The organism is Limnobacter litoralis (genome assembly GCF_030160455.1).
Taxonomy (GTDB): Bacteria; Pseudomonadota; Gammaproteobacteria; order Burkholderiales; family Burkholderiaceae_B; genus Limnobacter; species Limnobacter litoralis.
This window is the reverse complement of sequence record NZ_BSOJ01000006.1, coordinates 112,264-131,561: the sequence shown is the minus strand read 5'-3', so window position 1 is coordinate 131,561 and position 19,298 is coordinate 112,264. Positions and strand designations below refer to the sequence as shown.

General features: G+C 55.1%; 20 protein-coding genes and 1 tRNA gene. 14 read left to right on the top strand and 7 right to left on the bottom strand.

The features are described 5' to 3' along the window. Position 1: 1 nt before the first annotated feature. Positions 2–562, bottom strand: coding sequence for a c-type cytochrome (locus QQJ87_RS02120; RefSeq protein ID WP_284279669.1), 561 nt, complete (start codon positions 560–562; stop codon positions 2–4). A 161-nt stretch (positions 563–723) separates the two neighbouring features. On the opposite strand from QQJ87_RS02120, the gene QQJ87_RS02115 reads away from it, so the two are divergent. Genes QQJ87_RS02115 through QQJ87_RS02105 form a run of 3 tightly spaced genes read left to right on the top strand, consistent with a single transcriptional unit; the run spans position 724 to position 2,505 of the window. Continuing rightward, a complete protein-coding gene (locus QQJ87_RS02115; RefSeq protein ID WP_284279668.1) occupies positions 724–1,284 on the top strand; it encodes a cytochrome b in 561 nt (186 codons plus the stop codon). A 19-nt stretch (positions 1,285–1,303) separates the two neighbouring features. After that, the gene (locus tag QQJ87_RS02110) at positions 1,304–1,876 is read left to right on the top strand and encodes a YceI family protein (protein ID WP_284279667.1); all 573 of its coding nucleotides are present in this window, start codon (positions 1,304–1,306) and stop codon (positions 1,874–1,876) included. 32 nt (positions 1,877–1,908) lie between these two features. Next, positions 1,909–2,505: a YceI family protein gene (locus QQJ87_RS02105; protein WP_284279666.1), complete on the top strand. Its 597-nt coding sequence runs from the start codon at positions 1,909–1,911 to the stop codon at positions 2,503–2,505. 24 nt (positions 2,506–2,529) lie between these two features. Here QQJ87_RS02105 and QQJ87_RS02100 read toward each other — a convergent pair whose 3' ends face one another. Both QQJ87_RS02100 and QQJ87_RS02095 read right to left on the bottom strand, forming a co-directional pair. Next, positions 2,530–3,126, bottom strand: a complete 597-nt coding sequence (locus tag QQJ87_RS02100; protein WP_284279665.1) for a CBS domain-containing protein — start codon at positions 3,124–3,126, stop codon at positions 2,530–2,532. Between the two features lie 66 nt (positions 3,127–3,192). Further along, positions 3,193–3,918, bottom strand: coding sequence for an esterase/lipase family protein (locus QQJ87_RS02095; RefSeq protein ID WP_284279664.1), 726 nt, complete (start codon positions 3,916–3,918; stop codon positions 3,193–3,195). Positions 3,919–4,101: 183 nt separating this feature from the next. Here QQJ87_RS02095 and QQJ87_RS02090 point away from each other — a divergent pair, with 183 nt between their 5' ends. Beyond that, positions 4,102–6,765, top strand: a complete 2,664-nt coding sequence (locus QQJ87_RS02090; protein WP_284279663.1) for a penicillin acylase family protein — start codon at positions 4,102–4,104, stop codon at positions 6,763–6,765. A gap of 2 nt (positions 6,766–6,767) precedes the next feature. On the opposite strand, the gene QQJ87_RS02085 is transcribed toward QQJ87_RS02090, so the two are convergent. Beyond that, the gene (locus QQJ87_RS02085) at positions 6,768–7,247 is read right to left on the bottom strand and encodes a CreA family protein (RefSeq protein WP_284279661.1); all 480 of its coding nucleotides are present in this window, start codon (positions 7,245–7,247) and stop codon (positions 6,768–6,770) included. Positions 7,248–7,261: 14 nt separating this feature from the next. Continuing rightward, a complete protein-coding gene (locus tag QQJ87_RS02080) occupies positions 7,262–7,753 on the bottom strand; it encodes an acyl-CoA thioesterase (RefSeq protein WP_284279660.1) in 492 nt (163 codons plus the stop codon). A gap of 65 nt (positions 7,754–7,818) precedes the next feature. On the opposite strand from QQJ87_RS02080, the gene QQJ87_RS02075 reads away from it, so the two are divergent. From QQJ87_RS02075 to QQJ87_RS02055, 5 genes are read left to right on the top strand one after another with little or no spacing between them, the layout of a single operon-like run. After that, positions 7,819–8,625, top strand: a complete 807-nt coding sequence (locus QQJ87_RS02075) for a YdcF family protein (RefSeq protein ID WP_284279659.1) — start codon at positions 7,819–7,821, stop codon at positions 8,623–8,625. Further along, positions 8,622–9,644 (top strand): amino acid ABC transporter substrate-binding protein, encoded by a 1,023-nt coding sequence (locus tag QQJ87_RS02070; RefSeq protein WP_284279658.1) that lies wholly within the window; start codon positions 8,622–8,624, stop codon positions 9,642–9,644. The genes QQJ87_RS02075 and QQJ87_RS02070 overlap by 4 nt, the downstream gene beginning before the upstream one ends. Before the next feature lie 4 nt (positions 9,645–9,648). Then, positions 9,649–10,482 carry an ABC transporter permease subunit gene (locus tag QQJ87_RS02065; protein WP_284279657.1) on the top strand — a complete coding sequence of 278 codons (834 nt, stop codon included), beginning with the start codon at positions 9,649–9,651 and terminating at the stop codon, positions 10,480–10,482. Continuing rightward, complete coding sequence (locus QQJ87_RS02060; protein ID WP_284279656.1) at positions 10,479–11,504, top strand: amino acid ABC transporter permease; 1,026 nt, start codon at positions 10,479–10,481, stop codon at positions 11,502–11,504. Before QQJ87_RS02065 ends, QQJ87_RS02060 begins: the two co-directional genes overlap by 4 nt. A 53-nt stretch (positions 11,505–11,557) precedes the next feature. Further along, complete coding sequence (locus tag QQJ87_RS02055; RefSeq protein WP_284279655.1) at positions 11,558–12,769, top strand: esterase/lipase family protein; 1,212 nt, start codon at positions 11,558–11,560, stop codon at positions 12,767–12,769. 4 nt (positions 12,770–12,773) lie between these two features. On the opposite strand, the gene QQJ87_RS02050 is transcribed toward QQJ87_RS02055, so the two are convergent. Beyond that, the gene (locus QQJ87_RS02050) at positions 12,774–13,340 is read right to left on the bottom strand and encodes a hypothetical protein (RefSeq protein WP_284279654.1); all 567 of its coding nucleotides are present in this window, start codon (positions 13,338–13,340) and stop codon (positions 12,774–12,776) included. Between the two features lie 138 nt (positions 13,341–13,478). Between QQJ87_RS02050 and QQJ87_RS02045 the strand changes: the two genes are divergently transcribed. The 4 genes from QQJ87_RS02045 to QQJ87_RS02030 all read left to right on the top strand — a co-directional run bounded on the left by QQJ87_RS02045 (position 13,479) and on the right by QQJ87_RS02030 (position 17,498). Continuing rightward, on the top strand, positions 13,479–14,372 hold the full coding sequence (locus tag QQJ87_RS02045; RefSeq protein ID WP_284279653.1) for an alpha/beta hydrolase: 894 nt from the start codon (positions 13,479–13,481) through the stop codon (positions 14,370–14,372). A gap of 33 nt (positions 14,373–14,405) precedes the next feature. Then, a tRNA-Arg gene (locus QQJ87_RS02040) sits at positions 14,406–14,481 on the top strand. Positions 14,482–14,709: 228 nt separating this feature from the next. After that, positions 14,710–16,626, top strand: a complete 1,917-nt coding sequence (locus QQJ87_RS02035; RefSeq protein WP_284279652.1) for a hypothetical protein — start codon at positions 14,710–14,712, stop codon at positions 16,624–16,626. Between the two features lie 80 nt (positions 16,627–16,706). Beyond that, a complete protein-coding gene (locus tag QQJ87_RS02030; RefSeq protein ID WP_284279651.1) occupies positions 16,707–17,498 on the top strand; it encodes an EcsC family protein in 792 nt (263 codons plus the stop codon). Positions 17,499–17,504: 6 nt separating this feature from the next. On the opposite strand, the gene QQJ87_RS02025 is transcribed toward QQJ87_RS02030, so the two are convergent. Next, positions 17,505–18,527 (bottom strand): hypothetical protein, encoded by a 1,023-nt coding sequence (locus tag QQJ87_RS02025; protein ID WP_284279650.1) that lies wholly within the window; start codon positions 18,525–18,527, stop codon positions 17,505–17,507. 104 nt (positions 18,528–18,631) lie between these two features. On the opposite strand from QQJ87_RS02025, the gene QQJ87_RS02020 reads away from it, so the two are divergent. Further along, positions 18,632–19,279 carry a YkgJ family cysteine cluster protein gene (locus QQJ87_RS02020; protein ID WP_284279649.1) on the top strand — a complete coding sequence of 216 codons (648 nt, stop codon included), beginning with the start codon at positions 18,632–18,634 and terminating at the stop codon, positions 19,277–19,279. Positions 19,280–19,298: the final 19 nt, after the last annotated feature.

The window sequence follows — 19,298 nt, the reverse complement described above, 5'->3', positions numbered from 1 at the left end:
TTTATTTGCTGGCTGCCGGCGCGGCTGCTGTGTCTGGCGCTGCCGCTGCGGCGGCTTCTGGGGCAGCAGGTTCAGGCGCCTTGAAGTTGGCACCCGCGTCGTTGGTCATGTACACCACCGCACGCGCCACTTCAATGTCATCAAGATCAGGATTGCCGCCTTTGGCGGGCATGGCGTTGTAGCCGGCCACGGCGTGTTTCCACAAGGTGTCGAAGCCCTTGGCGATGCGTGGGCCCCATTGGCCCTTGTCACCAAACATGGGGGCTCCGGCGGCACCCGTGGCATGGCAACCCGTGCAGACACCCTTGTACACTTCTTCCCCGGTTTTGAGCACCTTGGGTGCGTTCGCATCCACCAGGCTGAGCTGTGCGACAGGTTTGATGCGTTCCGCGATGGCCTGTTCGGTCATTGCATTACTGCCCGCAGCAGGCTTGTTACCCGTGGTGACGTAATTGGCAAGCAGAACAATGATGAAGATCGGAACAAGAAATGCTGCAACTATGGCGGCGATCAACTGCTTGGGTGTTTTGAAAGGTAGCTCGTGTTCTTGTGAATCGCTCATACAACGTCCTGAAAGAATGTCAAATGGGGCCGATGGGCTGCCTTGTTTGGTGCTGAAAGCCTGCACTCAGCTGCAAAACAGCGGTAAATTGTAGCCTGAAAAGGATTTTTACCCAAAGTCTACTGTCACATCATACTTAAACGGAACCAAAGAGGGTCGGCGTGAGAAGCGTTTTAACAGAAAATCGGCAGTATCGTCCATCGATGATTGCGCTGCACTGGCTCGTCGCCTTTGGCATTTTTACGGCTTTTGGGGTGGGTTTGTACATGACGGACATACCTGGCATTACGCCCGAGAAAATCCGCTTGATCAACTGGCACAAGTGGTTGGGGGTCACTCTCTTTTTGCTGATCAGCCTGCGCCTGTTCGTCAAGTTGTCCAACAAATCGCCGAAATACCCAGCGCACTGGGGCCACCGGTCTATTTTTCTGGCCAAGGCGGGTCATGTGGTTTTGTATCTCATGATGTTTGCAGTGCCAATTCTGGGGTATTTGAACAGTTTGACGGCGGGGTATCCTGTGGTTTGGTTTGGCGTGATTCCATTGCCCGTGATCATCGGAAAAGACCCTCACTTGAAAGAACTGTTTCATGAGTTGCACGAGTGGTTTGCATGGGGTTTGATGATTTTGGTGGCGGGTCATATTTTGATGGCTTTGAAACATCATTATCTGAATCGCGAGGGTATTCTGGGTCGAATGATTCCCGGAATGCGGGTGGAATAGTGTGGGGAAGGTGCAGTCAATGAGGCGTGAGTTTGGTGGTGTAGGGTTGGCCTTGATGTTGTTCGGGCTGGCCCCCGTTTCTTCAGTTCAGGCAGCCCCGGTGATCAGGGCTGACAGCTTTTTGAAGGCGACCTTCAAGCAATACAATGTGCCGGTGACTGGCGAATTCAAGCAGTTCTCGGGTGATGTGAATTTCAACTCCAAAGCGCCTGAAAAAATTCAGGCGAACCTGGACGTGCTTGCCAGCAGTTACGACCTCGGCGACGCGGAATACAACAAGGAACTGGCGGGGCCGGACTGGTTCGCTGCCAATCAGTTTCCCAAGGCAACCTTCAAGGTGACGTCTGTAAAACCGCAAGGCGATCATTATCAAGGTGAGGGCGAGCTGACGCTGAGGGGCAAGACTCGCAAGGTCCAGTTTCCGGTTAAGGTCATTCAATCCGCAGGCAAGCAGATTTTTACGGGCAAAGCGACCATTCAACGGCTGGATTATGGTGTCGGCCAGGGTGACTGGGGCGACACTTCTCTGGTGGACAATGCCGTGGTGGTTGAATTTCGCCTGGCGGTGGCCACACCGGGCCAGTCCAAATAAATCCAAAAGTACAAACAGTCAGGGAGTGTTCAATGAATTTAAAGCAGAAGAGTTGGGGTGCTGCACTGGTTCTTGCAGCAGCGCAGTTTGCCGCACTGCCGGCGCAAGCGGCTGTCGAGCATTATTTGGTGGACCCAGGCCACACTTATCCGTCGTTTGAAGCGGATCACATGGGCGGACTGTCGCTGTGGCGTGGCAAGTTCGAGAAATCAAGCGGGACTGTCAGCTTGGACCGGGCAGCAAAGACCGGCACTGTGGACATTACCATTCAGTCTGAAAGCCTGAATTTTGGCAATGCAAAGATGAATGAACGGGCCCGCAGCGCCGACATGTTCAATGTTGAAAAATATCCAACGATTCATTATGTCGGCAAGTCGATGCGCTTTGAAAATGGTCAACCCGTGGAGGTGATTGGCGAATTGACACTGCTGGGCGTCACCAAACCGGTGAACCTGAAGGTCAATCAGTTTCTGTGCAAGATGAACACCTTCATCAAAAGAATGGCCTGTGGCGCAGACGCAGAGGCGCATTTCAACCGAGGTGATTTCGGAATGACTTATGCGCTGGACAAGGGCTTCAAACCCGAAGTGAAGGTCTTGATTTCAATCGAGGCAGTCCAGCAGGACTAGGCTGCCGGACTTTCCAGGGTGGCTTCAGACGGAGGCCACCACCGCCTCAATTTCGGCAAATGTGCTGGCCCTGACCGGTGCGCTCAAGGGCACACCCATTTGCCGAGCGATCTGGGTTGCCGAAAAAAGACCAACCACCTGCATCTTGCCGGGCTGTTTGTCCACCACCAGCGCGTGTTGGCGGTTGTGTTCTTTCAGGGTGGCGACAATGTGCCCTATTTCAGCCCGTGCCACCGTTGAAAACTCCAAAAATTCAATGTCGGGCACTTCGGTCATCAGATCTGCCACAGTGAGTTCCGGCACCGTTCTTCCCGTGTTCTGGGCTTCCTGCATGGCGCGCTCGCCCGCAAGATCAGCCGCAGTCAACAAGCCACACAAATGGCCTTGCGCGTTTTTCACAAACAGAAGTTTGACGCCGCACACGATCATGGTGGAATGCGCTTCGTCGAGTGTCTCGGCCGGGGTCACGCTGACAGGGTGAACCTTTCGAAGATCGGTCATGGCGTCAAAGGCCGGAGAATCTGCCCTGAGTTTGACGGGGCGGGTGGGGTCGCTGATCCCGATGACGTCGCTGGCTTGTGCGCTGATGTGGTCAAGTGCCTGATAGTGTTCTCGGATCATGTTTTTTCCCTTGTTTTGTTCGACACAATTCAAGGTTTGAACCCGGTGTTCACCACGCAGCGCTGTTCACTTCAAAGGCGTTCCCAGCGCTTTGGGCAACAGCTGGATGACTTCCTTGCTGATACCCATTGCCAAATGGGGCGTCTGAATTTCAAGGTGTTCAACGTTGGGCGAGAACCGGTCTATACAGGCCTGCCAGCCAACGATGGAGTCACGCTTGGAATACATCGCCACAATCGGACAAACAATCGGATTTTCAAACCTTTTCAGGGTTTTTGACAAAATCTCGTCCAGATTGGTTCCCTTCAATTCATACAGGCGCTTCATGGCGGTGTACTTGGGGCCACCCAGTACCGGGCTTCCGATGGTGACAATGCGCGACACAGACTGTTGGGTGTCACGCGCAGCTTCGCGCGCCAGGTAGCCACCCAAGCTCCAGCCCACCAGCTTCACGGGGTTTCCGTGTTGGTCACTCAGCTTTTTGATGTCGTCGATGACCCCGGGAAGCAGGCCCGGCGTGTCACCGTTGTTGAAACCGGCAGACCAGTAAGCGGGTTTGTAGCCGATGGATTTCAGGTAGCGCGCAATCAACGCCATGCTGGCGGAATGGGTGCCAAACCCGGGTAACAACAATACTGGTTCACCTTGTCCAACGTTCTTGCGCGGCAAAAAATTCCAGCTCATCGCCAGTCGGGTCAATTCCAGCGGGGTGCGGGCCTCTGTGGTCAGCAGGCTCAACTTGGGCTTGGTGATGCCTGTACCGTATCTTTTTTCGAATTCCTGCAGGTTCATTTGACGTGTGCGAGTGGGCCATTGAGGCCTCAAAAATAAGCGATTGATGACGCTGATACAAAGAATAAACACTCTAAGTGTGCGCTGCCCCCGATCATCCAAACCCGTTGAATTCAAGTATCAGAAATTACATAAAGAAAATTAACGAACGTTTTTAGTAATAAAACGGCGAGGAGACAGGATATGAGATCAGGCTGGATATTCAGCACTGTGGCGGTTGTTGCTTTGGGTGGATGCCTGGGTGGCGGGTCTGACAATTCAGCCACGGGCAGTGCTGTGGGCCCAAGTGGCAGCGTGGTGACCGGCAGCGAGGCGGGCGGCAACAGCCTGTACAAAGTCAGCATTACCCGAACCCAATATGGCGTGCCTCACATCAAGGCGGCTGATTTCGGCAGCTTGGGCTATGGCCAGGGCTATGCCTTTGCGCAAGACAATCTCTGTGTGTTTCTGAACGATCTGATCACGATTCGTGGTGAGCGTTCGCGTTACTTCGGATCGACCGGCACCTACACCATTGAGCCCAACGGCTCTACGGCCGACAACTTGACCAGCGACTTCTTCTGGAAGAGCCTGTTTGCCTATCCGGAGAAGGGGCCAGACGGGGTGATGCGAAATGCCTGGGAACGAACCCGTGACAAAACCATTCCGGATTATCAGCAGGTCGTCAAAGGCTATGTGGCGGGTGTGAACCGGTACATTGCCGAGTTGAAGGCGGGTCAGCACACTTACAAGCAGCCTGATGGAAGCACCGTGTTGGCCAATTCAGCGTGCGCCAATTCAGACTGGTTGCAGCCCATCACTGAGGCGGACATGTATCGTCGCTTCGTGCGATTGGCGGTGCTTGCCAGCTCATCCGTGTTTGTCAATGAAATCGGCAATGCCCAGCCGCCCGCGGGGCTTCCTGTGACCGCCAGCCGTTTGAAGCCCTCTTCAGTCAAACCTGCGCAGATGGTGGCCTTGTTGAAAGCCAAACCCAACCCGCTGACCGAAATGCAGGAGAAGGACCGCTTCGGCAGCAACATGTACGCCTTCGGCAAAGACGCAACCACGGATGGGCAGTCGATTGTGTACGGCAATCCTCATTTTCCATGGCGAGGCACGGAGCGTTTGTATTTGAGCCATGCCACTTTGATCAACCAGGGGCAAAAGAAGCTCGACATCATGGGTGTTGGTTTGTACGGCGTGCCTGCTGTGTTGATTGGCTTTAACGAAAATGTGGCCTGGAGCCACACGGTCTCCACGGCTTATCGATTCACTTTTTATCAGTTGCAGTTGAATCCGCTGAACCCGACGCAGTACATGTACGACGGCAAGATGCGCGACATGACGGCCATGCCACTGGAAGTGCAGGTCAAGCAAGCCGATGGCTCACTGACCACGGTCAAGCGCACGCTGTATCGCTCGCATTTCGGGCCGATGTTGGTGTTAAAGGCCAGTGGTGTGCCTGTGCTTGGGTGGAACAACGCAACCGCCTTCACGCTTCGCGATGCGAATCTGGAAAACGACCGGCTGATCAACCAGTTTGCCCAGTGGAACATGGCCAAGTCGCTGGACGAGTTCATTCAGTTGCAGAAAACCGTGTTGGGCGTACCGTGGGTGAATACCGTGGCCAGCGGGCCCGGTCAACCGGTGTATTACGGGGATGTCACGGTGGTGCCCAATGTCACGGATCAAAAAGTGGCCCAATGCAAGTCTGAGCCTTTCAACACCGTGGTCGGTCAGCTTTCGCCAGGCTTGCCGGTGCTGGACGGCAGCAAGTCAAGCTGTGAATGGGACACGGATGCCGATGCACCCGCCCCCGGTATTTTTGGCGCCAGCCACTTGCCAACGCTGATGCGCACCGACTTTGTTCACAACTGCAATGACAGTTATTGGTTGACCAACCCAGCGCAACCACTGACCGGTTACAGCCGGATTATTGGTGATGAAAACACACAAAGAAGCTTGCGCACCCGGCTGTGTATTTTGCAGGCCCAGCGAAGGCTTGCCGGCACGGACGGCCTGCCCGGTAGCAAGATGGACCAGAAGACCCTGGAAAAGATTGTGTTGGGCAGCGAGTTGTACTCGGCCACGCTGGCAAAAACAACGGTGCTCAATACCATTTGCCAAAGTCCGATGTTGCTGACTTCCGGCTTGAAGCCAGTTCAAACCGCGCAGGCCTGTGCTGCGCTGGCTGCGTGGGATGGGCGGGCCAATCTGGACAGCAAAGGCGCCCATTTGTGGCAGGAGTTCTGGCTCCGCGCGATTCAGAACCCGGGCATTTCTGCCGGGGGGCAGTCGGTTCGGTCGCCTGTGGCTTTACCGCCGCTCAACCTGCCTGTTGCAAGCCCCTTGCCGGTTTCATTGCCGACTAACTTCTGGGTAAATGGCTTTGCGTCCAACGATCCAGTCAACACGCCCAACGGTTTGAATGTGGCCAATCCGCTGACCTTGACCGCGTTCGCTGATGCCATTGATGCGGTTCAGGCCTCAGGCTTTGCCATGGATGAGCCGCTGGGCAACATCCAGCATTCGGGGGTGCAGAAGGATTTGAACATTCCGATCTTTGGGGGTTCGGGTGCCGCTGGCGCGTTTACGGTGGTCAAAAACGAGCCCACCTTCCTCGACAAAACCGGCTATCACGTGGTTTACGGCAACAGTTATATTCAGGCCGTAACCTGGGGGGCAGATGGTGAACCCAAGGCGGATGCCCTGCTGACCTATTCGGAATCCACCGACCCGGGCAACCCGCACTTCGCGGATTACACTCGGGCGTATTCTGCCAAAAACTGGCTGACACTGCCCTTTACGCCAGCCCAGATCGAGGCTTCAAAAATTGAGCCAACGCTGGAACTGACAGGCAACTGAGCCTAAGGCTTCACCGGAATGCGTTCACCGTTGGCCGGGGCCACCGCGGTGATCGCATTTTTCGGACTGCCCGAGACCACCCTGTCGGAATAGGTGAGATAAACCAGCGCGTTGCGCTGAGTGTCCACAAACCGGACCACCTGCAGGGATTTGAAAACAAGGCTACGGCGTTCGGTGAACACCACTTCCTTCTTGGGCAGTGGGCTTTTGAACACCAGTGGGCCTGTTTGACGACAGGCAATGGACGCGTCGGAGGTGTCTTCAGCCACGCCAACGGCGCCTGAAAGTCCACCTGTTTTGGCTTTGGAGACGTAGCAAGTCACCCCGCCGACCAGTGGGTCGTCAAAGGCCTCCACGACGATTTTGTCGGAACCAAACAGTTTGAAGTTGGTGTTCACAGCGCCGATTTCTTCGGCACGAAGAGGCGAAGCGGCGAAAACGGACAACATCAACAACGGGACTGCAATTCGGAATGCGGCCATGGTGGGGTTCCTGTTCACTGTGTCTGGACATCTGACATGGCGTCGTCGTAGCGTTTTTCAAGTTCCTGTCGCAATTGCTTCCTGATCAGGGCTTTTTGGTGTCTGCGTTTTTCATCGTCGCTCTCGGGCCGGAAAGGGGGCACGCGCGCCGGGTTGCCTTCGTGATCGACCGCCACCATGGTGAAGAAGCAGCTGTTGGTGTGGGTCGCGATGCCTTGATGAATGTTTTCAGAAATGACCTTGATGCCGATTTCCATGGACGACTTGCCCGTGTAGTTGACACTGGCCAGAAAGGTCACCAGTTCGCCGACGTGAATGGGCTGGCGAAACAGCACGCGATCTACCGACAAGGTGACCACGTACATGCCTGCGTAACGGCTGGCACAGGCGTAGGCCACCTGATCAAGCAACTTCAGGATGTGACCGCCGTGCACCTTGCCGCTGAAGTTGGCCATGTCGGGTGTCATGAGAACCGTCATGCTGAGCTGATGATTCGGAAAGGGCATTTACAATCTCCTGAATTGTTCAATCTTCACCGGGAGCCGGAGTGGCCGCCTCGCTTACAAAATACTTGATTTGGATTCTAAGTCCTTTGGGTCTCTGGATCTTCCTGACAGTTCTGGCCTGCCTGGGTTTTTTGGGTCGCCGAAGGCTGAAGCTGTGGGTCATTGTATTGGCCAGCATGCAACTGTTTCTGTGTAGTCTTCCTGTGGTGTCAGACTGGCTGTTTGGTCATCTTGAAAAGGAGGCGATGGCCTTGCAGGTTCAACATCCTGTTTCCGGCAAGCTGGATGCGATTGTTGTTTTGGGGGGTGGGCTGGAACCTGCTTACGAAGGCGTCAGGGCCTTGCCAGACCTGGGGGACGGGGCAGACCGAATGTGGACTGCCGCCAATTTGTACCGTGCCGGTTTGGCCCCCATCGTTCTGGTCAGTGGCGGTGGTTTTAGCGTAGACCCACGCAAACACACCGAGGCCGAGGGCATGCGCGATTTTCTCATCGCCCTGGGTGTGCCGGCCGAACGCATCGTGCTTGAAGATCGATCTCGCACCACACTGGAAAATGCCTTTGACTCCATGCGTGTGCTTGAGGGTGTTTTGCATCGGGAGGTGGAGGCACGCACGCCGCTGAAGATTGCCTTGGTGACTTCTGGATTTCACATGGGTCGGTCGTATGTCCTTTTCAAAAAGGCCGAGTTTGAGGTGTACCCTGTGTGTTCAGACCTCCGAATCACGGGTGAAAAACGTCCCCTATGGGAATGGTTACCCCGGTCGCAGGCGCTGGATCGAAGCAGTCTCGCCATCAAGGAATACCTTGGGCGACTGCAGCAGTGGGTGCTTGGGCTCTATTTAGGCCGCTCATCGGATTCATCAGCATGAAACACCGCAACATGATTAAAGTGATTTTCAGTCTCCTGTGCTGTTTGCCCGGCATCGTCTGGGCCGGCAGCACGCTGGATGGTGTGCGCCAGCGCGGTGAGGTGCGTTGCGGGGTCAGCTCGGGCGTGGCGGGGTTTTCTGCCCTCGGCGAAGATGGCCAGTGGCACGGCTTGGACGTGGATGTTTGCCGAGCCGTGGCTGCGGCTGTGCTGGGCGATGCAAACAAGGTCCGCTACACGCCTTTGAGTTCCCAACAACGCTTTGCCGCCCTGCAAGCCAGGCAGATCGACATTCTGTCCAGAAACACCACGTGGACATTGAGTCGCGACGCAGGCCTGGGCATCGTCTTTACAGGCATTACCTATTTTGACGGGCAAGGCGTGTTGGTGCCCAAGTCGTTCCACTTGAAAAGCGCCAGGCAACTGAATGGCGCGGAAATTTGCGTGCAATCCGGTACCACCAACGAAAAAAACCTGGCCACGTTCCTGAAGGCCAATCGCATTAAAGCCAAGGCCATTGTGTACGACAACTTTGAAGCCGCTTACAAAGCGTTTTTTTCAGGGCGCTGTCAGGCCTTTTCAACCGATGTGTCCGCATTGATTGGCTTGAAGACCAAGCAAGCCCTGCACCCCGATGACTATGACGTGCTGCCCGAGGTTTTTTCGAAAGAGCCCTTGGGGCCCGCTGTACTGGACGGCGACACCGCCTGGTTTTTAATCGTTCGTTGGGTGGCTTTTGCCATGATTGAGGCCGAGGAGTTGGGCGTGGGGCAGGCCAACCTTCAGACCATGTTGAACAGTGACAACCCCGCCGTGGCGCGTCTGCTTGGTCAGAGTGAGGACCTCGGAAAACCGCTCGGTCTGCCCAAAAACTGGGTTCAGCAAATTCTTAAACAAGTCGGAAACTACGGCGAGGTGTTCGATCGCAATCTGGGGGCACATTCCCCCCTGGGGCTGAAGCGTGGTTTGAATGACCTTTGGACACGGGGCGGTTTGATGTACGCGCCACCGCTGAGGTAAGCCGGTGGATTTTCACTTTCTGCTTGACCCCGCAGGCTTCTCCCTCAGTGAGGGTTGGTTGGCCGTTGGCCTGAAATCGCCGTATTGGACGGTGTTGCTAGCGGGTTTGCTCAACACCCTGAAGGTGGCGTTGCCAGCCCTGTTGTTGGCCACCGTGCTGGGAACCCTGATCGGTCTGGGGCGGCGTTCCGATCATCCGCTGATTCGCCTTGTTGCGGACTCGTATGTGGGTCTGTTCAGGAACATTCCCTTGCTCATTCTTTTGCTGGCGGTTTATTTTCTGATTATTCAAGGGTTGCCGGTGGCCAGTCAGGCCTGGTCATTTCACGGGTGGATCTATCTCAGTAAGAGTGGACTCGCCATACCCGACCTGTGGAGTGGACAATGGCCGAGACAAGGTTATTTCTCGGTGGAAGGCGGCTGGGTGCTTAGCCCTGAATATTGTGCTGTGCTGTTGGCGCTGGTGCTCTACACGGCCGCGTTTATTGCTGAGGTCGTTCGCGCGGGTGTGCAATCGGTGCCCCGTGGCTTGGTGCAGGCCGGGCTTGCGCTTGGCTTTGGTCGCCTTCAGCTGAACCGCCTTGTCGTGTTGCCTGTCGCCTTGCGTGCCATCGTACCTGCGTTGGGCAACCAATACCTGAACTTGCTGAAAAATGCCTCCCTGGGGGTTGCAGTGGGTTATCCCGAACTGGTGTCTGTTTCCAACACCGCCATGAATCAGAGTGGTCAGGTCATTCAGTGTGTGGTGCTGATCCTGATCATTTATGCCTTGTTGAGCATACTGGCAAGTGCTTTGATGGGACGCTGGAACCGCGCAGTGAACAGGGGCAGCGCATGAGTCCCATTCTGGAAAAGCGTTCAGTCTTGGGTGGTTTGTGGCGCAGTCCCTCAAGAATTGCGGTCACCGCAATGACTGTGCTGCTGTTGGCCAAGCCCCTGTGGCTTTTGTTGTCCTGGGGCCTGTTGAACGCGGTGTTCCATGCCGATTTGCAGGCGTGCAACGCCGTTGCGGGCCATGGGGCCTGTTGGGGCGTTGTGGCCCAAAAATGGTCGCTGATCCTCATGGGGCGAATTCCAGAGGTCAACCAGCCTGCTGCCTGGGTGGCTGTTGGCATTCTGAGCATTTTGTTGTGGGTGTCGTTTCGCACCCGCTGGGCGATTCCCACCAAGGCCGTGGCTTGGGCAATCGGTCTGCCGCTTGCCTGCGCCCTGCTAAGCCCCATTCCGCTGGACAGAATGGGTGGGCTGCCCTTGACCCTCCTTCTGGCCATCTTTGGCTATGGTTTCGCCTTGCCGCTCGGCTTGTTGCTTGCAGTCGGAAGGCGCAGCGCCAATCGCGTGTTGTCAACACTGTGTGCGGTGTACATCGAAACCTGCCGCGCTTTGCCCTTGTTGACAGTGCTGTTTTTGGCGGCGTTTGTTGTGCCTCTGGTGGTGGCTGATCTGGGCGGCCCGCTTTTAATCAGGGTCGTTGTGATTGTGGCCATTTTTGAGGCGGCTTACCTCGCCGAGATATGGCGTGGCGGGCTTCAAGCGCTTTCCCAAGGGCAAACCGACGCAGGCCTGGCCTTGGGCATGAAAGGCCAACAGATATTCGTGTGGGTCGTTTTGCCGCAGGTGTTTCGAGTCACCGCACCGGCCTTGTTGAACAGTTTTGTAACCTTGCTCAAAGAGAGCTCGCTCGTCACTGTGGTCAGTTTGTTTGAGTTGTCCGGTTCGCTTAGCTTGGCGCTTTCCGGCGACGTCCAGTGGCGCCAGTACTATCTGGAAGGGTACCTTTTCATCGCACTGGTGTATTGGCTGTATTGTTATGGTTTGGCTAGAGGTCGGCTTCCAGAAAAAACGATTGATAATCAGTGAACACTTGTGCACTATAGCTTCATCGCAAACATCACTCCTCAAGGAGATGCGCCATGACAAACACCAAACCACCTGTCAATGAAGTGGGCAGTGCCATCGAAGGCGGCCTGAAGCTGGCCGGTGACACCTTCGAGCAGGCTGCAAGCCGCGTGCACGAATTTCATCGCGCCATCAGCGACATGCCTTTCAAGGCGGTGGGTACAGCCACCTTGTCATCAAGCAAGCCCATCGAGTCCGTTCACAATGAAATCACCGATCTGGTTTATTCAGCGGTGAAGGAAGTGGGCAAAGGCGTTTTTAACGGTGCAGCCTGGGCGGTCAAGCAGGCCAATCAGGGTTTGGCGACCCAGAACCGGCGACCAAGTCGCAGGGTGGCTGCCATCAACAGCGCCATCAACGGCCTGTTGGGAGATCATTTGTCCGCCACGCGCAACCCGATCGAGATCAAGACGGGCTTTTATCAAGACGGGCATTTGCTGGGTCTTGAGCAGGATGAGCTGATTCAAGCGTTTCCAGATGCGAAATCCAGCCTGGTCGTGTTTGTACACGGTCTGTGCTGCAATGAAGACAGCTGGTTTCTGTATCACAAGCCCGAGGCACTTCACACCGTTCCCTATGGCCCAAGATTGGCCCATCATTTCGACGTCACCCCGCTTTATTTGCGCTACAACACCGGTCGCAGCATTGAGGCCAACGCCCGACAGTTCAAACGCATCCTGACTCGGCTGTGTAAAAACTGGCCGGTGGCTATTGATCACGTCATTCTGGTCGGCCACAGCATGGGTGGGCTGGTCAGCCGGGCGCTGGTTGAAATGCTTGAACCCGAAGACCTCCTGTTGCAGCACGCCCTGAAAGATGTGGTGTGTTTGGGTTCGCCCCATGCGGGCGCACCTTTGGCTCGCCTGGCGGCGGCCGGGGAAGGTCTGTTGGATCGATTTGAACTGAGCAAACCGGTCAGCCGTGTATTGGGCGTGCGTTCCACGGGTATTCGAGATTTGCAGGGCGGACTCGGTCCGCTCATGACCTCCGATGGCCATCGTGTGCAATTCCACTTGATTGGATCAACCGTGGGTAAATCGACCGGTTCCTGGTTGAATGACACCGTGGGTGACGGTTTGGTGCAGATGTCGTCGGCGCTGGCTGACGAAACAGGCACCGCGCAGCGCGCTGCCTTTTCGCAGAAGCATCACATGCAGCTGCTTAATGATCCGGAAATTTACGTGCAGCTTGAGGCTGTGATTCGCCAGCATCTCAAGCCAATTTAAGTGCTTAATGGTTCAGCGGATATGTTTTTGACTCAGACGAGAACACGGATTGCGTGATGTTCAGGTATTCCGACAGCAGATCGGCGTAGGTTCCGCGGTGCTTCTCGCTGTTGAAACCTTGTTCGATCAAAGACATGGCTGAGAATTTGATCGCCATGTAAGCCCTTTGACAGCGAGGGTTCCAGCATTCAGCGTGCACCAAGACCTGTTCAACGGCGTCCTGAAAGCCCATGGAGAAGCTCAGGAAATCGGCGCGGTTCATTTCGCGCATCATGGCCATGGCATTGGTCTCCACAACACTTCGGCCGTGTGCGGGTTGCCCTGCAGGGCGCGATTGAAACAAAACCGTCAGCTTGTTCAAAAGCTCTTGGGGAAGATCTGCACTGGGAACGCCATAGAGCAGGTTGATTTTGCAAAGATCCAGGCGAAGTTGGATGGGGAACATGCCAGACACATTTCGGGCGCTCAATGCCCAGCAGGCACCCAGCGTTTCGAAGAAGATTTCACGCTCGTAGCAATGCTCAGGGTAAGCGTTGCAGTGCAAGGTTTGATAGGGCGAGCGAATGGTCATGGCATCGAACTCCAAAGTCAGTCTCTCGATTTTCCCGAAGGGTCGCCATTTTTTGCATCACATGTGTGAGTGGGCACTCGCTTAGGGGGGGGCTTGGTGTAATGTTTCGGACAAAACAAATAGATGGAGACTGACGCAATGCCAAATTCAATGCGCGCCAAGCTGACAGAAAACCTGCTGCGCCAAACTTTCAGACCCTTTTTCTCTCCGAAGGTACCGGTTCGGGTTCAACGCATGATGACCCGCGCCATGGAGCTCACGGCCCTGGTGCCGCGGGGCGTTCATGTCAGCGCCTATCAATCGGGTGGAGTCAAGGGCGAGCAACTGTTGCCGGATCATCCCGCTTCCAATCACCACGCCATTTTGTATTTGCATGGCGGAGGTTATGTGGTCTGCTCACCCGCCACACATCGGGCGTTTACCTCTCGCCTGTGCAAGGCGACCGGTTTGCCCGTGTACGTGCCACGTTACAGATTGGCCCCTGAGCATCCCTATCCTGCCCAGCTCGAAGACGCCTATGCCGCCATCTGCGATCTTGAGGCGTCAGGTTTTCAAATTTCAAATCTGATTGTCGCGGGCGACTCTGCGGGTGGAAACCTCACGCTGGCGCTGACCCAGAAATTGCGTGAAAGCGGCAAACCGATGCCGCGCGCGCTGGTGTTGGTGTCCCCTTGGACGGATGCCTCTTTCAGTCAGCTGCCCCAGCCGAACAACGACGCCCTGCTGACAACGACCTGGGTGCAATTCACCCGTGGCGGATTCGTCAGTGAGGCGCAATGGAAAGACCCGAAGGTGTCCCCGGTCTTTGCCGATTTCAACGGGTTTCCGCCCACATTGATTCAATCTTCATCGGCCGAGTTGTTGGCCAATGACGCCGCCCGTTTGAATGACGCCATGTCCCAGGCAAAGGTCAAGGTGGAATGGCAGGAATTTGAAGGCCTGTGGCACGATTTCCAGCTTAACGCGGGCCTGGTGCCGGAAGCGGATCAAGCCGTTGCCCAGATTGCCGATTTTTTAAAGACCGTGATTTAGCACAGTGCTTGGTGTACACTGTCGCCTTCTCGCGCGCCCGTAGCTCAGTGGATAGAGTATTGGCCTCCGAAGCCAAGGGTCGCAGGTTCGATTCCTGCCGGGCGCGCCACTCCTCTCTGGGTATGTTCTCGTTGCCTGGGTCAGAAAGTATTTCCTACATCCCTTTAATGTAATTAAGCCATTGAAACAAAAGGGTAAACCCTGATTTCTGTCGGATTTTGGTCGGTTGATTACACCTTTAGAGTGATGCAAATGCACCAGCTTTTGAAATTCGCTCCCGCATGTGCCAATTTAGTGCAAATACACAAATTCGAGCACACTCGAAGTCGGGGGCAAAATGTCTGGAATCTCGAAGTCAGATCCGGCGAACAAGGAATTCGTTCCCACGTCGGAATGGTTGAAATCCTCTGAAAAGCGCATCGCCAAAAAGGCGGGTCTGAAGGTCAAAGGCGGCAACACGTATGGCCGCAAAGGCTGGGGCACCAAAATCAGCCAGTTTCTTGGAGACGGTCGATCCGCCGCCGTGGTCGGCAAAGGGTTTCACGAATCCAACCACTACGTTCAGGCCGCCTTGTTACGTCGTCAATTTGAGGCAGGTGATGGCATTGACTTGTCGCAATGCATCGACGATCAGGGCGTAAAAGATCGAGTCTACCGCGAGGATTACATTCGTTTTCGGCCAGAATTGTTTAAGCACTCTGAAACCAATCCAGTGAGCAAGCGCAATGCCATGGCAAGCCGCCTGTCTCGCGCTGCACACAAATTTCACGGCGCGTGCGAGTTCATGGCTGCGCCAACTGGCTTTCTTCAAACCTCATTTAAAAACCTGACCACCCCCAATGCGAATGTCAAAGGAACGACCAACCGCATCGGCATGGTGATGTCGCTGCCATTGATCGGCGTGGTCACAACGTCGGTCACCATGGGGTTTAACAAAATACCGCACATGAAAGACAAGGCACTTGGCTTGACACTTGGCGGCACTGCCATCAATTACACCATCGGGGCGTTTGCAATGGCATACTCAGCGCTTTCGGCGGCGTTTGGTGGCTTGGGTGCCGTGTCTGCTCTGGCCAGTCAGGCGGTTCTTTCAAAAGACGCACTGACTGACTATCAGAAGGGTGAGGTCATCAAGGACCACGACACGCTCTTGAAAAAAATCGACGCCATTTTGAGCCACACTCGCCGTGGCTCACAAGGGCACTCTATGTTGTCTCAGGCATTGAACAGAAAAATCGGCGCTGATTTTCGAGATCCTAGAACTGGCGAACCTGCACTTCTGAAAGCGCTGACGCTGGCCTACGATTCCTCGGCCGATCAGGCCACTCGCCTCAGAACCATTCAGCGGGTCGTCGGGCAATATCTCGCTGCACCCCAAACCCCAAACGTTTCAAAGTCTGGGCCCATGGCGGTGCTGAGAGATTATCAGCATGCGAGGGCACTGCTTACCAAAGAATCCCACTTCGTGGCGCTCTGCGATTTGATTGATCATTCGGACATCAAGGCAGCACCAGACATCACGCTTGATGCGCGACGGACCGCAGAGGCCGGGGTTGAAAAACTCCATCGAAAGGGACTGGTTCCTGGCGCCCAAAAAGTACTGCGGTGGATGCCGGGTTTTCGAAACTCGAATTTTGACAAGCACCTCACTGAACGCCAAAGCGATGATTTCAAGAAAAATCAGGATAAAAAATTTAAAACGGAATGTTTGCAAGGGCGGCACATTACTAGCGTTCAACGCATTCTTGATTTGCATCATCAATACAGTAAACCCACGGTGACCTGTGCCCGATTCGGCGAAGCCCTGCGTCGCGTCAGTCTCGACGTTGTACTTGCCCAAAATGCCCAACTGTCGAGGGCGTTTTTCAATGTGTTTTACAGAATTAACAAAATGATCGGCACAAGCCCCGCCTCCAGAACGATCAACATGGCCCTTGGGCGCTTTGCAGGTGGTGCTGTTTTGACCGCGATCATGGCCACTCTCACTTTCGTCACTGGGGGTGCACTCCATGCGCTTCACGTGCCGGTTATTGCAGGCACTGGTCTGAAAATGGGCGCGACAACGTTCTCATTTTTGGCAGCAGGCGTGATGATGTTTGCCTGTAATCTGGTTGGGCTGGGTTTGACCCTGGCCGCAAAAACCATGGCGGCAACCGGAGGCTATAAAGGTGGCAGCGCCAAACCCAGACCGTCCAATTTTGAAGACCCCAAGGCGGCTGGTTGGAACCAGAACAGCCGATTAAGCATGGTTTAGTCGTCCAATTTGAAACCTGTTTATCGATTAATAACAGGAACCACCTAATATAAGGGGCTCAACCTGAAGAGGTGCCCCCTATGGCTTTGTCTGAATCTGAACTGGAGCAACTCGCGCAAGCCAAGGCTGTGCTCGAAAACCCTGGGCTGGCCGTCAAGTTCAGTCACACCCTTGGCGCCCCCATTGAAAAGGGCTTTTCGTTGCTTCCCGACAACTGGCAGTTGAAGGTGCGCGATGCCACACGCGATGCGCTAACACTGGCCTTGAGGGGCGCCCTTTTTACCATGAAGTCGGGCACTGGTGCGCCAGCGCAAGCCGCCTCCTCGCCACGATGGCACAAACTGGCGTCGGCGATTTCAGGCGGAGTCGGTGGCGCCATGGGTGTCGGCGCGCTTTTTCTCGAGCTCCCTTTGTCAACAACCATCATTTTGCGATCCATTGCCGACATTGCCAGAGCTCATGGGGAGGACCTTTCCGACCCCGAAGTGCAACTGGCCTGTCTCGAGGTGTTTGCGCTGGGCGGGCCCAAGCCCACGGATGACGCCAGTGAATCGGCTTATTTTGGGGTTCGCATGGCCTTGGCCAAAGCGATTACCGAAGCCACGGAGTTCATGGCCACACAGGCCATGGTGGACGGCTCTGCGCCCGCCATTGCCCGTTTAATCGCCTTGATCGCAACCCGGTTTCAAGTGCAAATTTCACAAAAGGCGGCGGCCATGGCAGTGCCCGTTATTGGCGCGGTCGGTGGTGCCAGCATCAACTTGTTGTTCATCGACCATTATCAAGACATGAGCCGTGGCCATTTCACGGTGCGCAAGCTGGAAAGGTTGCACGGTGCAGACACCGTGCGTGCGCTGTACAACGCTTTGTAGCGCCGTTCAGCCCAACAGCGCCAGTGTTTCGGGGTCGTCGTAGAAGCGTTGCAAATGCCGGCGAATCAATTGTTCGGCAATGCCCCTTTTGACCAGAATATTGGCCAGATCCGGCACGTAATTCAGTACGTCTGACACCACCATGTCCTCAGTCACGCCAATGTCGTTGAGCAAGGTCTCAAGGGTTTCATTGCCGTATTTGTCGAAAAAGAAATCCACCCCGGCTGAAATGCAATCCTGTAAATAAGGCGTGCTGCGCAGCTGTAGCCAGAATTCATAGCCCAGCACCAGCAATTCCTGCAAGTCCAGCGCCGTCACGTAATGCTGAAAATTGGAAACGGGCCATTCTTTGATTTTGTCCCACAGGTCCAACACGGCGTCTTTTGCACCCTCGCGGTATTGGTCCTTGGTCAGCACCTCATCCACCATGCTGAGCGACCCGTCGACACCCGAGCCCATCAACTCCCGAATTCGGGCTTCAATCAATTCCGAGACCTTCGGTGCCCGGTCTGAAATCAATCCCCGAACGAACTTCATGCTGCTGGCCACCGTGCCGATTTTAAGCAGCTGGTTTTGCTCCAGCGCATAGCCCTTCAGCACCGTGTACACCACGTCTGACAAAAAGGCCTTGAACGGTTCACTGCTGTGAATGTTCACCACAGCGTGATCGAAAACGCTGCCGTCCTCGAACACCTTGTCGATGAACTCGTGTGCAATGTCATCCGACACCAGATCGCCCACCAGGGTGTGCTGATTGCTTGGGAAGTTGTAAATGACATCGGCAATTTCACCAAAAAGCTCAGGAATGGCGCCGCCGATTTCCATTTCAACCGCATATCGTTGCGCGGTGGCTTTCACTTTCTCGCGTGAAACGGCTTGCTTCAACTTCAGCTTGCCCAGTTCACGGTGTAGAAAAGCCACCTCCTCCTTCAAGAGTGGGACCAATTGCTTTTTCGTCAGATTCTTCAGCCAATAGGCGGTTTGAGCTTCCAGTAATTGCTTGGCGCGGTCTTGGGCGGTCACTTTCATTGGGCTTTGCCTTTCAGTGCAGGTAAACTGCCCTGATCTTAACTGACTGTTTGTCACCTTGATCAGACAGTTGCGGTCGCTTAACAATTAAATGGTGAAATGCAATGATGAGTTCCGAAGAGCAGGGCATGCTCAGGCAATCAGTCACTCAGGTTCAGAAGGCTGCACAGGCCTATCTGGGCCAGAATCCAACGTTTCCAGAGGCCGTCGGGTTTGTGACACAAATCCACAGCGCGATCGACAAAGTGGTCGCCATTGCAGTCAGTGAAGGCACCCAGCTGGCCTGTCGGTCTGGCTGTAGCCACTGTTGCCATGTTCGGGTCGAGGCACTTGAGCCTGAAGTGTTCAAAATTGCCCGGTTTTTGCAAGGGTTGCCTCAAGCGGCCCTGGACCAGTTCACCGAACGCCTTGAAAAGCATGCCGCTGCTGTGGATGGCACCACCTTGACCACCCACAGGCAAGCCTGCCCGTTTCTTGAAAACCAGCGCTGCCTGATCTACCCCATCCGGCCAGCCGTATGCCGAAAGGGGCATTCGCTGGATGTTCAGCCTTGTGCGCAGGGGGCGGACACTTTGCCCCAAAATGTGGCAATCATTGCCCAGTCAGAAGCGATTATTCAAGGCGCAGCAAGTGCCTATCGGGCGGCTGGATTGCCAGCGGGGGGGCATGAATTGGGAAGTGCCGTGCTTGCCGTATTGAAAAACTCAGACGCGCCGAAGGAATGGCTTGCTGGAGATGTTAAACTCAAATGAGATTTATTATCATTAAGAA

Coding starts and splice junctions, on each gene's coding strand:
- QQJ87_RS02120 (WP_284279669.1), bottom strand. CDS start 562: ATGAGCGATTCACAAGAACACGAGCTACCTTTCAAAACACCCAAGCAG.
- QQJ87_RS02110 (WP_284279667.1), top strand. CDS start 1,304: ATGAGGCGTGAGTTTGGTGGTGTAGGGTTGGCCTTGATGTTGTTCGGG.
- QQJ87_RS02105 (WP_284279666.1), top strand. CDS start 1,909: ATGAATTTAAAGCAGAAGAGTTGGGGTGCTGCACTGGTTCTTGCAGCA.
- QQJ87_RS02100 (WP_284279665.1), bottom strand. CDS start 3,126: ATGATCCGAGAACACTATCAGGCACTTGACCACATCAGCGCACAAGCC.
- QQJ87_RS02095 (WP_284279664.1), bottom strand. CDS start 3,918: ATGAACCTGCAGGAATTCGAAAAAAGATACGGTACAGGCATCACCAAG.
- QQJ87_RS02090 (WP_284279663.1), top strand. CDS start 4,102: ATGAGATCAGGCTGGATATTCAGCACTGTGGCGGTTGTTGCTTTGGGT.
- QQJ87_RS02085 (WP_284279661.1), bottom strand. CDS start 7,247: ATGGCCGCATTCCGAATTGCAGTCCCGTTGTTGATGTTGTCCGTTTTC.
- QQJ87_RS02080 (WP_284279660.1), bottom strand. CDS start 7,753: ATGCCCTTTCCGAATCATCAGCTCAGCATGACGGTTCTCATGACACCC.
- QQJ87_RS02070 (WP_284279658.1), top strand. CDS start 8,622: ATGAAACACCGCAACATGATTAAAGTGATTTTCAGTCTCCTGTGCTGT.
- QQJ87_RS02060 (WP_284279656.1), top strand. CDS start 10,479: ATGAGTCCCATTCTGGAAAAGCGTTCAGTCTTGGGTGGTTTGTGGCGC.
- QQJ87_RS02055 (WP_284279655.1), top strand. CDS start 11,558: ATGACAAACACCAAACCACCTGTCAATGAAGTGGGCAGTGCCATCGAA.
- QQJ87_RS02050 (WP_284279654.1), bottom strand. CDS start 13,340: ATGACCATTCGCTCGCCCTATCAAACCTTGCACTGCAACGCTTACCCT.
- QQJ87_RS02045 (WP_284279653.1), top strand. CDS start 13,479: ATGCCAAATTCAATGCGCGCCAAGCTGACAGAAAACCTGCTGCGCCAA.
- QQJ87_RS02035 (WP_284279652.1), top strand. CDS start 14,710: ATGTCTGGAATCTCGAAGTCAGATCCGGCGAACAAGGAATTCGTTCCC.
- QQJ87_RS02030 (WP_284279651.1), top strand. CDS start 16,707: ATGGCTTTGTCTGAATCTGAACTGGAGCAACTCGCGCAAGCCAAGGCT.
- QQJ87_RS02025 (WP_284279650.1), bottom strand. CDS start 18,527: ATGAAAGTGACCGCCCAAGACCGCGCCAAGCAATTACTGGAAGCTCAA.
- QQJ87_RS02020 (WP_284279649.1), top strand. CDS start 18,632: ATGATGAGTTCCGAAGAGCAGGGCATGCTCAGGCAATCAGTCACTCAG.